Source organism: Mesorhizobium sp. M0772, assembly GCF_040320135.1.
GTDB lineage: Bacteria > Pseudomonadota > Alphaproteobacteria > Rhizobiales > Rhizobiaceae > Mesorhizobium.
Genome location: NZ_JAMYPB010000039.1, coordinates 1 through 13,377, shown reverse-complemented (window position 1 = coordinate 13,377; position 13,377 = coordinate 1). Strand labels below are relative to the sequence as shown.

The 13,377-nt window shown below is 62.4% G+C and carries 17 protein-coding genes, 3 tRNA genes and 1 pseudogene; 14 read left to right on the top strand and 7 right to left on the bottom strand.

Annotation, left to right across the window (positions count from 1 at the left end; translation table 11 throughout):
* Positions 1–65 precede the first annotated feature (65 nt).
* Together NKI06_RS22535 and NKI06_RS22530 are read left to right on the top strand one after the other, a co-directional pair.
* Positions 66–755, top strand: coding sequence for a TetR/AcrR family transcriptional regulator (locus NKI06_RS22535; protein WP_023681477.1), 690 nt, complete (start codon positions 66–68; stop codon positions 753–755).
* Positions 756–897: 142 nt separating this feature from the next.
* The gene (locus NKI06_RS22530) at positions 898–1,452 is read left to right on the top strand and encodes a DUF2569 family protein (protein WP_352987215.1); all 555 of its coding nucleotides are present in this window, start codon (positions 898–900) and stop codon (positions 1,450–1,452) included.
* 120 nt (positions 1,453–1,572) lie between these two features.
* On the opposite strand, the gene NKI06_RS22525 is transcribed toward NKI06_RS22530, so the two are convergent.
* Positions 1,573–1,648: transfer RNA gene (locus NKI06_RS22525), tRNA-Thr, on the bottom strand.
* A 158-nt stretch (positions 1,649–1,806) separates the two neighbouring features.
* Here NKI06_RS22525 and NKI06_RS22520 point away from each other — a divergent pair.
* The 3 genes from NKI06_RS22520 to NKI06_RS22510 all read left to right on the top strand — a co-directional run bounded on the left by NKI06_RS22520 (position 1,807) and on the right by NKI06_RS22510 (position 2,927).
* Positions 1,807–1,974, top strand: coding sequence for a hypothetical protein (locus tag NKI06_RS22520; protein ID WP_023681475.1), 168 nt, complete (start codon positions 1,807–1,809; stop codon positions 1,972–1,974).
* Between the two features lie 164 nt (positions 1,975–2,138).
* Positions 2,139–2,351 (top strand): hypothetical protein, encoded by a 213-nt coding sequence (locus NKI06_RS22515; RefSeq protein WP_352625813.1) that lies wholly within the window; start codon positions 2,139–2,141, stop codon positions 2,349–2,351.
* 267 nt (positions 2,352–2,618) lie between these two features.
* Entirely contained in the window at positions 2,619–2,927 is a 309-nt protein-coding gene (locus NKI06_RS22510; protein WP_352987212.1) for a BA14K family protein, read from the top strand.
* 74 nt (positions 2,928–3,001) lie between these two features.
* Here NKI06_RS22510 and NKI06_RS22505 read toward each other — a convergent pair whose 3' ends face one another.
* Both NKI06_RS22505 and bhcR read right to left on the bottom strand, forming a co-directional pair.
* The gene (locus tag NKI06_RS22505; protein WP_352987210.1) at positions 3,002–3,370 is read right to left on the bottom strand and encodes a hypothetical protein; all 369 of its coding nucleotides are present in this window, start codon (positions 3,368–3,370) and stop codon (positions 3,002–3,004) included.
* Positions 3,371–3,417: 47 nt separating this feature from the next.
* Positions 3,418–4,236 (bottom strand): HTH-type transcriptional regulator BhcR, encoded by an 819-nt coding sequence (gene bhcR / locus NKI06_RS22500; RefSeq protein ID WP_023681470.1) that lies wholly within the window; start codon positions 4,234–4,236, stop codon positions 3,418–3,420.
* Positions 4,237–4,440: 204 nt separating this feature from the next.
* Here bhcR and gcl point away from each other — a divergent pair, with 204 nt between their 5' ends.
* The 3 genes and pseudogenes from gcl to NKI06_RS22485 all read left to right on the top strand — a co-directional run.
* Positions 4,441–6,222: a glyoxylate carboligase gene (gene gcl / locus NKI06_RS22495; RefSeq protein WP_352987208.1), complete on the top strand. Its 1,782-nt coding sequence runs from the start codon at positions 4,441–4,443 to the stop codon at positions 6,220–6,222.
* Positions 6,223–6,390: 168 nt separating this feature from the next.
* Entirely contained in the window at positions 6,391–7,188 is a 798-nt protein-coding gene (gene hyi, locus NKI06_RS22490) for a hydroxypyruvate isomerase (RefSeq protein WP_023821365.1), read from the top strand.
* Between the two features lie 217 nt (positions 7,189–7,405).
* Positions 7,406–8,296: pseudogene (locus NKI06_RS22485) on the top strand (2-hydroxy-3-oxopropionate reductase); the annotation flags it as partial.
* Positions 8,297–8,339: 43 nt separating this feature from the next.
* Here the strand turns inward: NKI06_RS22485 and rlmB are convergent.
* Positions 8,340–9,191: a 23S rRNA (guanosine(2251)-2'-O)-methyltransferase RlmB gene (gene rlmB, locus NKI06_RS22480; RefSeq protein ID WP_023667451.1), complete on the bottom strand. Its 852-nt coding sequence runs from the start codon at positions 9,189–9,191 to the stop codon at positions 8,340–8,342.
* Here rlmB and NKI06_RS22475 point away from each other — a divergent pair.
* From NKI06_RS22475 to NKI06_RS22465, 3 genes are all read left to right on the top strand, one after another.
* Positions 9,190–9,423 carry a hypothetical protein gene (locus tag NKI06_RS22475; protein ID WP_023818201.1) on the top strand — a complete coding sequence of 78 codons (234 nt, stop codon included), beginning with the start codon at positions 9,190–9,192 and terminating at the stop codon, positions 9,421–9,423. The two genes, rlmB and NKI06_RS22475, sit on opposite strands and share 2 nt — an antisense overlap.
* Positions 9,402–9,486: transfer RNA gene (locus NKI06_RS22470), tRNA-Tyr, on the top strand. Before NKI06_RS22475 ends, NKI06_RS22470 begins: the two co-directional genes overlap by 22 nt.
* 28 nt (positions 9,487–9,514) lie before the next feature.
* Positions 9,515–9,588: transfer RNA gene (locus NKI06_RS22465), tRNA-Gly, on the top strand.
* A 16-nt stretch (positions 9,589–9,604) separates the two neighbouring features.
* On the opposite strand, the gene NKI06_RS22460 is transcribed toward NKI06_RS22465, so the two are convergent.
* Positions 9,605–9,994: a VOC family protein gene (locus NKI06_RS22460; protein WP_023688409.1), complete on the bottom strand. Its 390-nt coding sequence runs from the start codon at positions 9,992–9,994 to the stop codon at positions 9,605–9,607.
* Between the two features lie 98 nt (positions 9,995–10,092).
* On the opposite strand from NKI06_RS22460, the gene NKI06_RS22455 reads away from it, so the two are divergent.
* On the top strand, positions 10,093–10,980 hold the full coding sequence (locus NKI06_RS22455; protein WP_352987205.1) for a helix-turn-helix transcriptional regulator: 888 nt from the start codon (positions 10,093–10,095) through the stop codon (positions 10,978–10,980).
* On the opposite strand, the gene NKI06_RS22450 is transcribed toward NKI06_RS22455, so the two are convergent.
* Positions 10,977–11,453, bottom strand: coding sequence for a YidB family protein (locus NKI06_RS22450; protein ID WP_023681465.1), 477 nt, complete (start codon positions 11,451–11,453; stop codon positions 10,977–10,979). The genes NKI06_RS22455 and NKI06_RS22450 overlap by 4 nt on opposite strands.
* A 131-nt stretch (positions 11,454–11,584) precedes the next feature.
* Between NKI06_RS22450 and NKI06_RS22445 the strand changes: the two genes are divergently transcribed.
* Complete coding sequence (locus NKI06_RS22445; RefSeq protein ID WP_023667446.1) at positions 11,585–11,842, top strand: GlsB/YeaQ/YmgE family stress response membrane protein; 258 nt, start codon at positions 11,585–11,587, stop codon at positions 11,840–11,842.
* Positions 11,843–11,907: 65 nt separating this feature from the next.
* On the opposite strand, the gene NKI06_RS22440 is transcribed toward NKI06_RS22445, so the two are convergent.
* Complete coding sequence (locus NKI06_RS22440; protein WP_023695297.1) at positions 11,908–12,795, bottom strand: DMT family transporter; 888 nt, start codon at positions 12,793–12,795, stop codon at positions 11,908–11,910.
* Positions 12,796–13,108: 313 nt separating this feature from the next.
* Here NKI06_RS22440 and NKI06_RS22435 point away from each other — a divergent pair.
* Positions 13,109–13,377: GTP-binding protein (locus NKI06_RS22435; RefSeq protein WP_033839122.1), on the top strand; the 269-nt coding region annotated here is incomplete at its 3' end.

Sequence of the window (13,377 nt, the reverse complement as noted above, 5' to 3'; positions counted from 1 at the left end):
GCAGAGCGCCGGCATGCCAAGGCAGCGGCGGGATGTTTCGGCCGCCGGGGAAAGGCCTGACGACAATGGCGCAACGCATAGCCACTCCGGATGCGGGAAAAAGCAAGGCGGCCAAGGGTGCGGCGAACGACGCCGCGCCCAAGGACCGCCGGCGCGAGCGCGGCGAAGCGAGCGTCCAGCGCATCATCGACGCCACCATCGAGCTCATCGCGGAGGAGGGGCTGGCCAGCGTCACCATGCAGCGCATTGCCGGGCATGTCGGCTCGTCCAACGCACTGGTGGTCTTTCATTTTCGCAGCAAGGAGAACCTGTTCCGGGCCGTCCTGCAATATCTCAGCGACCAATATGACGCGCTGTGGCTGACGCTGGTGCGGGCGCCCGGCCTGTCGCCGGTCGAGCGGGTCTTGGGCGCGGTCGATTGCGCGCAACGCTTTGCCCGCCAGCATCCGAATTGGGTGTCGGTCTTCGTCGTGTTCTCCAGCGACCGCAAGAGCATGCAGCTCTACAACGAGATAGGCCTGCCCAGCGATCTCGCCTACACGGCCGAAGCGCGCGAACTGCTGATCGAGATTTCGCGCAGCGGCGGTTACACCGGCGTCGACATAGACACGCTGTCGGAGAGCCTGAATTATCTGGTTCACGGCGCCTGGTATTGGGACCATCTCAACCCGTCCAGCCGCGACACCGACGTGCTGCGCAAGACCATGCTGCTCCTGCTGCACCAGGCCTTTCCGCGGCATTTTGACTTGGGGTGAGATGCGGCCATTGCGAGCGACGAAAGCGTCCTCTGCAAACCTAACCCTAAAATCTCTACGATGCCTTGATCTCTGTAAAAACGCTTGCACAATCCAGAGGTGGCGAGCTAAACAACCCAGGGATGCATTCGAGGGTGGGTAAATGTGGCATTGGGCGATACTTCTGTTGCTGATTGGCGTGCCGGTTTTCTTCGCCGTCCGGTCGTCGCGCAAATCCTCACAGAGCCCAGATGACCTCGTGGGGTTCGGCGGCTGGCTGATCCTGCTGGCGATCAGCCTGTCCCTTTCGCCGTTGCGCACACTTGTCGATATGGCCAGTCTGGTCAAAACCTACCAACAGCTTGTTACAGTGCCCAACGGGGCCTTGGCCATCTATGGCGAGGCAGCCCTCAATCTGGCATTTCTGGTGCTTCAGCTGGTCGTGCTTGTTTCGATGCTGCGGCGAAGCCACCGCTTCCCGCAGCTGTTCATATGTCTGTGGTTTGCGATCCCTCTCTTGTTCATACTGGACGCAGTTTGGATATCGACTGTGCTTGGTGTCCCGGTAGACCGTTTGCTTGCCGGAGGGGCTCTGGTTACACCTTTGGCATCCTTCATAGTCACAGGGATCTGGGCCGCCTATGTATACAGATCGGTCAGGGTGAGAAACACGTTCGGTGGCAGTACGGCAGCCACTCAGGCTGCGACGTTTTCTTAGAAGGTCGCAGGATCAACGGTTGCGAGTTAGCCTGATGCCGCTGCTGCCAGCTGCCCCGAATTGAACTATCGGTCGAGCTTCGAAGGATGGCCCGCCATCCGAAGCTCGAAGAGCGAAGGATGGTGCCCCCGGACGGAATCGAACCGCCGACCTTCGGTTTACAAAACCGCTGCTCTACCAGCTGAGCTACAAGGGCATGGCGCTCCGGTTAGCATATTTCGTGCGCCAGTAAAGACAAAACTCCGTTTTCGATCGCTAATGGACCCCGCCGAGGTGGGCGGGCCGCCATGCTGAAAACCGCCAATGCGATCCCTACATATTTCTCAGGTGCAAACGCATCGAACGGGGTGTCGCATGATCAGACTTGTCATCATCCTGCCGCTTGTCGTCATTGCCTGGCTGCTTGCGGTAAAGCTCATCAAGGACGTGAAGAGCGCCAATGTCGACTGGACCGGCATCGCCGCCATCCTCGGTTTTATCGCGATGGCGTTTTGGCTGCGGCATGTGACTGGGATGGGATGAGAGACAAGCAGTGGTCAGTAGTGAGTAGGGCTTAGGGGCCACGGACAGGGTCCAATCTAATGCCTACTCACCACTCCCTATTCCCCCAAAAACCTCGAACCTTTCGCCGCGCCGCGACGACTGATCTCCAGAGGCGAATGGTCGCCTCGATCAAGGAGATCATCATGTTGAAGCGCACTCTTACTTCGGGCCTGGTCGCCATCTTCGTCGCCACCGGCGCGCTCGCCGGTACCGTGCAGTCGTCCTCCGCTCACGGCCATCATCACCACCATCATCACAAGCACCACGACAAGCCCTGGTGGTGGTGGAACCATCACCACCAGCACCATCACCACAAGCATCATCATCACCACGGGAAAGTGATCATCTTCCTTTGAGCGAGACGACCTGCCTCGCGGAAGGGCGGCTTCGGCCGCCTTTTTTTGCGAGCGACGGCGCCACTGATGTGGGCCACCCGGTTACCGGCAACATAAGATTTTCAGCGCTGTCGCGCGAAGATTTCGCGAGTGACGAAACGTCGACCGCAGAAAGTTCTCTGGTCCGAGAGAAAAATCTTCAAAAACCTCGAACCTTTTTCCTGCTCGCCGCGACTGATGATCAAGAGGCGGATGGATCGCCTCTCGCAACGAAACAAGGAGATCGTCATGTTCACGCGCAAAATCGCTTCTGCCCTCATCGCCAGCACCGTCGCCGCCACCTCGCTGGTCGGCACCGTCCAGCCCTCGGCCGCCCACAGCCATCACCACAACCGCGAAATCGGCATCGGCATCGCCGCCGGCGTCGGCGGCTTCGTGCTCGGCAGCCTGTTCAACCAGCAGCCCCGCACCGTCTATGTCGACGACGAGGGTGGTTCCTGGCACGTCCGCCGCTGCGCCAATCGCTACGCCAGCTACGATCCGTACTCCGACACCTATGTCGGCTATGACGGCTACCGCCACTATTGCCGCCTCTAAGAGGAGGCTCCCCACAAGAAGGAGGGGCTGTACGCAGCCCCTCTTTCCTACATTTGAGCGCGTGGCAGTGTCAGCTACGGTTTGGAGATCGGTAATCCGGCTGCATGGCAGGTGCCGACAACACCACCGCTCGCATTCAGCGATTGATCGCCCATGGCGATGAGTTCGAAGCTGCTTCCTTCATCCGGATAGATCTTGGCGGCGAACGGTTGGTCTGTTGTATGACCACCGGACGATGACTTCGCGGCGACATGGCCGCAGACCACGATTTCCCGGCGGCCGTTGAGCGTCCGCTCGCCGGCGCGCATCGTCCCGAATTTGGCGGATACAGGATCCTGCAAATGCTGGCGAATGCCGATCGTGATTGTCTCCTCCAAAGCGAGCGAGATCGGAATCTCGCTGACTTGCTGGGAGACAGGGGCGGGTTCGGGCACCGTCGCCACGCATCCGCACAGTGAAGCGGCGAGCAAAAGCTGAAGCGTTCTCCGCATTATAATCGGAACCCGCCGATCATCCTCGTCACCTCAGCGGCGGCGTCGCGCACCAGCGGCCCGATCTCGTCCAGCCGCTCCATCGTCACCCGCACCGTCGGTCCGGAGACCGAGACACCGCCGATCGGCTCGCCGAACTCGTTGAAAATGGCGGCGGCCACGCAGCGCATGCCGGGATGCCGCTCCTCGTCGTCGACCGACCAGCCGCGGTGCTTGATGACAGCCAGGTCATGGGCCAGCGCCGAAATGTCGGACAGCGTCTTGTCGGTGAAGCGCTGCAGGCCCGACTTGCGCAGGATGGCGGCGACGCGTTCCGGCTCGAGCTGCGCCAGCACCGCCTTGCCGATGCCGGAGGCATGGAACGAGCTGCGCGTGCCCGGGCGGAAGAAGGCGCGGATTGCCTGATGCGTCTCGACCTGGCTGACGAAAACGACGCAATCGTCCTCGGCGACGCCGAGATTGGCTGTCTCGCCGGTCTTCTCCATCAATTCCTGCATGACCACGCGGGCGCGATCGACCAGCTTGCGGCGGCGCAGGAAGGCGGCACCCATGCGGTAGGTCTCGACGCCGATCGACCACAGCTGGTCCGATGTATCGAATTCGACCATGCCGTGGTTCTGCAGCGTCGTCAGCATGCGATAGGCGGTGGACGCCGCAAGCTCGCTGCGCGCCGAAATCTCGCTCAGCGACAGGCCACTGCCTTCGGCGACGATGGCCAAGATGCGCAAGGCCCGGTCGAGCGACTGTACAGAACCGGCCTCGGACGGACCGTTGAAAGCGCGCGGCCGGCCGCGCTGGCGTTTTTCGCTGGTTTCCATGGCGGCATTGTCGCCGGTTTCGCCGAAATCGCAATGAAAAACTTTTTCATCAATTTTGATGGCCGGATTCATGGAAAACGAAAAAGCCAGTGGAATCAGTGTATAGAAGGGGTTTTCTCGAAATGAAAAATTATTCTGAAAAAATTGAAAAATGGAAACGACACTGGCATTGTCAACCAACCAACAATCTTGAGGAGGCTGGACATGGCCAGGATGCGCGCTGTCGATGCAGCGGTTCTCGTTCTCGAAAAGGAAGGCATTTCCTGCGGCTTCGGCGTGCCGGGCGCGGCGATCAATCCGTTCTATTCGGCGCTGAAGGCGAGGGGCTCGATCCGCCACATCCTGGCGCGCCATGTCGAGGCGGCCTCGCATATGGCCGAGGGCTACACGAGAGCTAAATCAGGCAATATCGGGCTGTGCATCGGCACGTCAGGCCCGGCCGGCACCGACATGGTCACCGGGCTCTATTCGGCGGCGGCGGACTCCATCCCGATCCTGTGCATCACTGGTCAGGCGCCGCGGGCACGGCTCAACAAGGAGGATTTCCAGGCGGTCGATATCGCCGCCATAGCCGCACCCGTCGCCAAATGGGCGGTCACGGTCATGGAGCCCTATCTCGTGCCGATGGCGCTGCAGAAGGCATTTCACCTGATGCGCTCGTCGCGACCGGGCCCGGTGCTCATCGACCTGCCGGTCGACGTGCAATTGGCCGAGATCGAATTCGATATCGATGCCTATGAACCGCTGGTCCCGTTCAAGCCGGCAATGTCGCGCGCCCAGGCCGAAAAGGCCTTGGCGATGCTCAATGCCGCGGAAAAGCCGCTGATCGTCGCCGGCGGCGGCATCATCAACGCCGATGCGTCGGATCTGTTGATCGAATTCGCCGAGATAACGGGCGTGCCGGTCATCCCGACGCTAATGGGCTGGGGCGCGATCCCCGACGACCACCGGCTGATGGCCGGCATGTGCGGGCTGCAGACCTCGCATCGCTACGGCAATGCGACCATGTTGGAAGCCGATTTCGTCTTTGGCATCGGCAATCGCTGGGCCAACCGCCACACCGGTTCGGTCGATGTCTACACCAAGGGCAAGAAATTCATCCATGTCGACATCGAACCGACCCAGATCGGCCGGGTGTTCGCGCCGGATCTCGGCGTCGTCTCGGACGCCGGTGCGGCACTGAAGATGCTGCTCGACGTCGCCACCGAATGGAAGACGGCAGGAAAGCTGCGCGACTGGTCGGGCTGGGCGAAGGAATGCCAGACCCGCAAGAAGACGATGAAGCGCAAGACGCATTTCGAGCAGGTGCCGCTGAAGCCGCAGCGCGTCTATGAGGAGATGAACAAGGCGTTCGGCCGTGACACCACCTACGTCACCACGATCGGCCTCTCGCAGATCGCCGGGGCGCAGTTCCTGCATGTCTACAAGCCGCGCAACTGGATCAATTGCGGCCAGGCCGGCCCGCTCGGCTGGACGCTGCCGGCAGCGCTTGGCGTGCGCGCCGCCGATCCGGATCGCAACATCGTGGCGCTGTCGGGCGACTACGACTTCCAGTTCATGATCGAGGAACTGGCGGCCGGCGCACAGCACAAACTGCCGTATATCCATGTCATCGTGAACAATGCCTATCTCGGCCTGATCCGCCAGGCGCAGCGCGGTTTTGCGATGGATTTCGAGGTGAGCCTGGCCTTCGAGAACGTCAACCGCGCCAACGATCCGGAGGCCGGCTACGGCGTCGACCATGTCGCGGTCGCAGAAGCGATGGGCTGCAAGGCGGTCCGGGTGCGCAAACCGGAAGAGTTCGCCGGCGCGTTCAAGGAAGCGCAGCGGCTGATGAAGGAATACCAGGTGCCGGTGGTGCTCGAATTCATCCTCGAGCGCGTCACCAACATTTCCATGGGCACGGAAATCGACAAGATCACCGAATTCGAGGACCTTGCCGAAAGCCATGAGGATGCGCCGACGGCGATTGTGTTGCTCGATTAGGCGCGCCGATATTCAGGTGAGACAGGCCTGCAAACGGCGCCTTCCTGCGCTTCCGGTGCTCACGTACAGAAAGTACGTTCCGCTCCGGTTCTCGAAAGTCACCGTTTTCGACTCTGCCCGACCTGAATCTCAACACGCCTAGGGCCAAGCAGAAGAAGGAGAAAAAGAGTGCCGCGTTTTTCAGCCAATCTGTCGATGCTCTTTGGCGAGCATGAGTTCCTCGATCGCTTCGATGCCGCAGCCCGCGCCGGCTTCAAGGGCGTCGAATATATCGGCCCCTATGATCATACGCCTGACGTGGTCGCGGCCCGGCTGAAGAAGAACGGCCTGACACAGGTGCTGTTCAACCTCCCGGCCGGCGACTGGGGCAAGGGCGAGCGCGGCATCGCGGTTTTGCCCGACCGCGCGCCGGAATTCCGGCAAGGCATCGCCAAGGCGATCAGCTATGCCCATGCGCTCGGCTGCGAGCAGGTCAATTGCCTCGCCGGCATCGCGCCGCAGGGCGTGGATCGTTCGGTGCTGGAAAATACTTTAGCCGAGAACCTCGCGTTTGCGGCCGAGAAACTGGAGCAGGCCGGCATCCGGCTTTTGATCGAGCCGATCAACACGCGTGACATCCCGGGCTTCTTCCTGAACTATTCGAACCAGGCGCTGGCGCTGATCGACCGCGTCGGCTCGAAGAACCTCTATCTGCAATACGACATCTATCACATGCAGATCATGGAGGGGGATCTCGCCCGTACCATCGAGGCAAACCTTGGCCGCATCGCGCATATCCAGCTTGCGGACAATCCCGGCCGTCACGAGCCGGGGACGGGCGAGATCAATTATCCCTTCCTCTACGAGCATATCGACCGGATTGGTTATTCCGGCTGGGTCGGGGCGGAATACAAGCCGAAGGCGGGGACGGAGGCCGGGCTGGAGTGGTTCAGAGAGCTGGCCGGGCAGGGGAGTGCTGCGGCTTAGCTGTTGCAATTTGAAGTCGCGTTCCTTCGCGCCCCCCTCTGGCCTGCCGGCCATCTCCCCCACAGGTGGGGAGATCGGACGTCATCCCGGCTTTCGCCAATCCCCAACATTGTAGGGTGAGCGAGGCGCCGAAACTGCCAATCTCCCCACAAGTGGGGGAGATTGGCCGGCAGGCCAGAGGGGGGCGCGAAGGAACTCAGCCTCAACAAAGGAGAAAACAATGGAAACCATCGGCTTCATCGGCCTCGGCATCATGGGCGCGCCGATGGCGGGGCATCTGCTCAATGCCGGCTACACCGTCGTCGCCAGCGACCACCGCTCGAAGCCGCCGGCCGATCTCGTCGCCAAGGGCTTGAGAAGCATCACCGGCCACGCGGCAGTGGCGAAGGCCGCGGATATCATCATCACCATGGTTCCCGACACCCCGCAGGTAGCCGAGGTGCTGTTCGGCGACAATGGTGTTGCATCCGGCCTGAGCAAGGGCAAGCTCGTCATCGACATGAGCTCGATCTCGCCGATCGAGACCAAGACCTTTGCCAAAAAGATCAACGATCTCGGCTGCGACTATCTTGACGCGCCGGTGTCGGGCGGCGAGGTCGGCGCAAAGGCGGCGTCCCTGACCATCATGGTCGGCGGCGAGGACAAGGCGTTCGAGCGCGCCAAGCCCGTGTTCGAAAAGATGGGCAAGAACGTCACGCTTGTCGGCCCGAACGGCGTCGGCCAGACCACCAAGGTTGCCAACCAGATCGTCGTAGCCCTGACCATCGAGGCGGTCGCCGAGGCGCTGGTCTTTGCCGCAAAAGCCGGCGCCGACCCCGCCAAGGTCCGGCAGGCGCTGATGGGCGGGCTGGCGGCATCGCGCATCCTCGAGGTGCATGGCGAGCGCATGATAAAGCGCACCTTCGCGCCGGGCTTCCGCATCGAACTGCACCAGAAGGATCTCAGCCTGGCGCTGGAAGGCGCCAAGGCGCTCGGCGTCTCATTGCCCAACACCTCGACGACGCAGCAGCTGTTCAACTCGTGCGCGGCGAATGGCGGGGCGAAAGAGGATCATTCGGCGCTGGTGCGGGCGCTGGAGCGGATGGCGGGGCATGAAGTGGGTGAATAGTGAACGGTGACGGTAAGAACGCTTTCCATTCAGCATTCACTATTCACTTTCCAAGGAACTTCCGTGCCGCATAAAGGCTCACCGCCGCGGCGTTCGACACGTTGAGCGAGCGGATGGCGCCGGGCATGTCGAGGCGGGCGAGTGTCGTCACCGTCTCGCGCGTCTTCTGGCGCAGGCCCTTGCCTTCGGCGCCGAGCACCAGGGCTATCTTTTCGCCTGAAAAACTCGTTTCGAGTTCGGCCGGCCCGTCCGAATCGAGGCCGATGGTCTGGAAGCCGGCTTCGTGCAGCTGTTCCAGCGCGTCGGCGAGGTTCTTCACCTCGACCTGGTCGATATGTTCCAGCGCGCCGGAGGCGGATTTGGCCAGCACGCCGGATTCCTGCGGGCTGTGGCGGGCCGTGGTGATCAGCGCACCGGCGCCGAAGGCGACCGCCGAGCGCAGGATGGCGCCGACATTGTGCGGGTCGGTGACCTGGTCGAGCACCAGCACCAGTTTGGTATCGCCGAGCGCGTCAAGGCGCTTGGGCTTCAGCGGCTCGGCCTCGATCAGCACGCCCTGGTGGACGGCGTCCGAACCGGTGATCTTGTCGATGTCCTTCGGCTCGACCAGTTCGGCCTTGAACGGCAAAGCGGCGAGGTCGGCGATCGCCAGCCGCTCGGCGGCATTGCGCGTCACCAACATCTTTCTGATCCGCCGGCGCGGATTGTCGAGCGCGGCGCGCACCGTGTGCAGGCCATAAAGCCGCACCAGCCCGTCGGCGGCGTTCTCGCCCGGCGGCACCGGCTGGCGCGGCCGGAAGGCGGGCGCGCCGCCGGCCTTCTCGTCGCGATGGGCGCGGCGCAGCTTGGCGTAATGGGTGTCTTTGGCGGTCTTGGGCGTGTTGTCATTGCTCATGGCCGGCTTCTATAGCCGCGTCGCCGGGCTGTGGATACAGGCAGAAACCCGGCTTGCCGGGCAGGCTGTCAAATTCAGCGCATTTTGCCTTGGGGTGCGGTTGACACCCACTGGCCTTGCCGCCATAAGGCGCTTCGCTGATTTCGGACAAAACCCTGGTTTCGACCTGATCGGCGAGAATGCCTCGTTGCAAGGCTTCGACGGCAGGCTGGAGAGGTGCCCGAGTGGTTAAAGGGGACGGACTGTAAATCCGTTAGCTTAGCTTACGTTGGTTCGAATCCAACCCTCTCCACCACTGCCAGCCCGCGAACCTTGAGGACGATGCGGGTATAGCTCAGTGGTAGAGCAGCAGCCTTCCAAGCTGAATATGCGGGTTCGATTCCCGCTACCCGCTCCAAACTCCCCACTCCGCATCAGATCTCAGCGAATATCTCGACAACGTTGCCGTCCGGATCGCGGAAGAACACTGTTCTGTGGCCCCATTCCTGGTCGGTGAGCGGCAGGACCGGCTGCACGCCCTTGGCCTGAAGCGCCTCGGCGCAGGCAGCGACCATCTCCGGCGCCACCCGGAATGCCAGCTGCAGCGACAGCGCATCCCGCTGCTGCGGCGTGTCGTTGAACATCATGCCGAGGCTGGTCAAGGCCAGCGTGTTCGGGCCGACCCGATATTCGATCCACCTGTCGCCGAGTTCGCGCTGCAGATCAAATTCCATCACATCCCCGTAGAAGTGCCGCATGGCGGCCATGTCGCGGGCGAAGATGACGGTGTAGTCGATCTGACGGATTTCATTGAGCGCGTTCATTGTCGAAGTCCCGTGGGCTGATGTTCGGTCGCCCGCAACCTAGCTTTCCTTTAAAGTAGTACAAGACTATAGCTTATACTGGTATCGGAGGTGACTGCATGCCATACGACGGCCCACGGCGCGATGAGCTTGCCCGCTTCCTGCGCGAGCGGCGGGGCCGCTTGCCGCGGATCGATGGCGCCAATGGCCGCCGCCGGGCGCCGGGCCTCAGGCGCGAAGAGGTCGCCGCCGAGGCGGGGATCAGCACCACCTGGTACACCTGGCTCGAGCAGGGACGGGAGGTGAACGCGTCGCCGCAGGTGCTTCGCTCGCTGGCGCGGGTGCTGAGACTGAGCCGGTCGGAGCAGGCCTATCTCTTCCAATTGGCGCGGCCCGATCTCGATTGGCGAAACCGGCTCGGCGAGCAAGGCCTGCCCAGCGCGCCGCTGCTAAGCCTGCTCGACGGGCTGGCGCCGCACCCGGCATATGTCGTCAACCGCTACTGGCAGGTCGTCGTCTGGAACCACCCGGCGGCGGTGCTGCTCGGGGATTTCGAGACGGATGATGAGTGGTCCGGCAGCCTGCTCGCCCGGCTGTTTCTCGACCTGGAATGGCGGCAGCGCTTTGTCGACTGGCCGGAGGTTTCGCGCTCGGCGGTCGCGCAGTTCCGGCTTGCCACAGTCGCCATGCCTCGCGATCCGGTGCTGGCCGCGCTGCTTTCGTCACTGGAAGCGGCAAGCGAAGCGTTCGTCGCGTGCTGGAACAGCCGCGACATCGCCGAGCCACCGATCTGGCGGAAATCCATCCGGCACCCTGTCGCCGGCGCGATGTCGTTCGATTTCGCCACGCTGCAGCCGGGCGGCCGCGACAGTGATTTCTCGGTTTCCGTCTACACGCCGGTCGATGCGTCGACTGCCAGGCGGTTCGCGGCGCTGGTCGCAGCAACGCCCGACAGCCGCAAGGCGGTGCCGGGCGTGTTTGCGCGTGATGCAGGCGCAGAAGTCTAGCTGTTGAAGGCGGACGCGACCTGGTGTTGCTGCGGCACCTGTCCGTTCGGCGTCAGTCTGTCGACAATGCCGGGCAGGGCTGTGGACAATTGCTTGAGCAACTCCTGCTCGTCCAGTCCGGTCCTTTGCGCGATCTCTCGAATGACCTGCGGGCCGATCGCCTTGCCGAGATCATTGGCGTTGATCGGCTGGTTCTGTCCGGTGCCGACCCAGGAGTCAGCGACATTGCCTTGGCCGGCAGTCTTGAGCTTGTCGAGCAGTCCGCCCAGTCCGCCAAGCAGGCCGCCATCCCCTGAGGCCGTGGTTCCGGTGGGGGCTGGCGTTTGAGGCTGGGCGGGCTCGCCCGTCTCTTCGGCACTCGTCTGTTCGGCGCTTCTGCCGCTCAGCATCTTTCCCACCAGCAGCGCGCCGAGCGCGATCATCAGCGGTTTGGTGATGTTGCCGCCGGGCACGGCGTTGTCAAAAAGTCCCATAGGTCAATCCTCCATAACGACCAAGCCCGTCCCGCCGGCTACAATGGAGCATGCGGGCGGAAATTCAAGTTGGCTTGAGCTTTTGACAATCATGTGACCATGATCGGCCGGCGGGGGAATGGAGAGGAAAAATGGGCATTATCAGCTGGATCATCCTCGGCGTCATCGCCGGCTTTATCGGCAGCAAGATCGTCAACAAGACCGGCCAGGGCCTGATCATGGATATCGTGCTCGGCATTGTCGGCGCCATCGTCGGAGGGCTGATCTTCAGCGCCTTTGGCGCCACGGGTGTGACCGGCCTCAACATCTGGAGCCTGATCGTCGCCGTCATCGGCGCGGTGGTCGTGCTGTGGGCCTATCACCAGTTCTCCGGCAAGCGAACGCTTTAGGCGCCAGTCTGCCGACTGGTTGACCGCAGGACGGCCGAACCTGCTTCGACGCGTTGACTTGAAGGTCAGGCGACGACGGTCAGCCTTCGTTTGCGTTCATCGAGCGAGACGATGGTCAGCCCGCTCGCGACCACCAGCAGGATGCCGCAGACCGCCAGGGCATTCGGGAACTGCCCGAACACCAGCACGCCTGAGATGACCGCCCAGACGGTGAAACAGTAGTAGAACGGCGCCACGATGCCGGTCGGACCGACGCGATAGGCCATGAAGATGAAGAAATGGCCGAAGATCAGGAAGAATCCGGCGCCGGCCATGAGCAGCAGGTGCCGGGCTTCCGGCATCACCCAGCGCTCGGAAACGAGATGCGCGGCGCCCGCGCCGATCAGCACCACCACGACGGCGGAAATGGCGACGATCATGCCCGGCACCTCGGCCGCGACCCGCCTGCCGGCAAGATCGCGTGCCGCCGCCAATGCCGCGTTGCCGAGCGCCAGCAACGCATAGACCGAGATGCCCTGCATGGTCGGCTGGGCCACCATAAGCGCACCGATGAAGCCGAGCCCGATCAGCGCCATGCGCACGCCGCCGATCCGTTCGCCGAACAGGATGGAGGAGCCGACCAGCATCAAAAGCGGGGTGATCTGCCCGAGCGCGGTCGAATCGGCGATCTGCATGTTGGCCAGCGCCACGACGTAGCAAAGGATGGCCGCCAGCTCGAGCAGGTTGCGGCGCAGCACGCGTTTGTCGAAGATCAAAGGTATCTGCCTGCGATAGCCCAGCAGGAACAGCAGCGGCATGCCCCATAGCGTGGCCGCGACCCCGCGCAGGAACAGCACTTCATAGGACGGCAATCCCGCTGTGGCGAGCTTCATCATCGTGTCGTTGACGAGGTACGACCCCGTCGAAACGATCATGAACAGCGGGCCGCGTATGGAGGTCGGTATGAATTGCATGGGGCAACCAAATCAGACCGCCGCCGCAGCGGCAATGGGCCAGGCGCCGGCTGCAAATCCGGCAGGCAAAGGCCAGGACATGGGCGGGACAGGACATGGGCGGGAATAGCAAACAGGTGCTGGAGCCCGCAGCCCCCATTTCATTTCCGCTCGCGCGTTCCTATATCAGCGCCATATCCCCGCAATCGGATCATCGGTTGAGACCGAGTGGACAGCGCACCCGGCCACAAGGCACTTGTGTTTTTCGGCCGTAGTCGCTAATCGCCCCGCATTCGACTGAACTGAAGGTCAAGGCCGTCCAAGGAAAGAGACTATGGCAAAAGGTAAATTCGAGCGTAACAAGCCTCATGTGAACATTGGCACGATTGGCCACGTCGATCATGGCAAGACGTCGCTGACGGCGGCGATCACGAAGTATTTTGGCGAATACAAGCGCTACGACCAGATCGATGCGGCGCCCGAAGAGAAGGCCCGCGGCATCACCATTTCGACGGCGCACGTCGAATACGAGACGGCAGCGCGCCACTACGCCCATGTCGACTGCCCCGGCCACGCCGACTATGTGAAGAACATGATCACGGG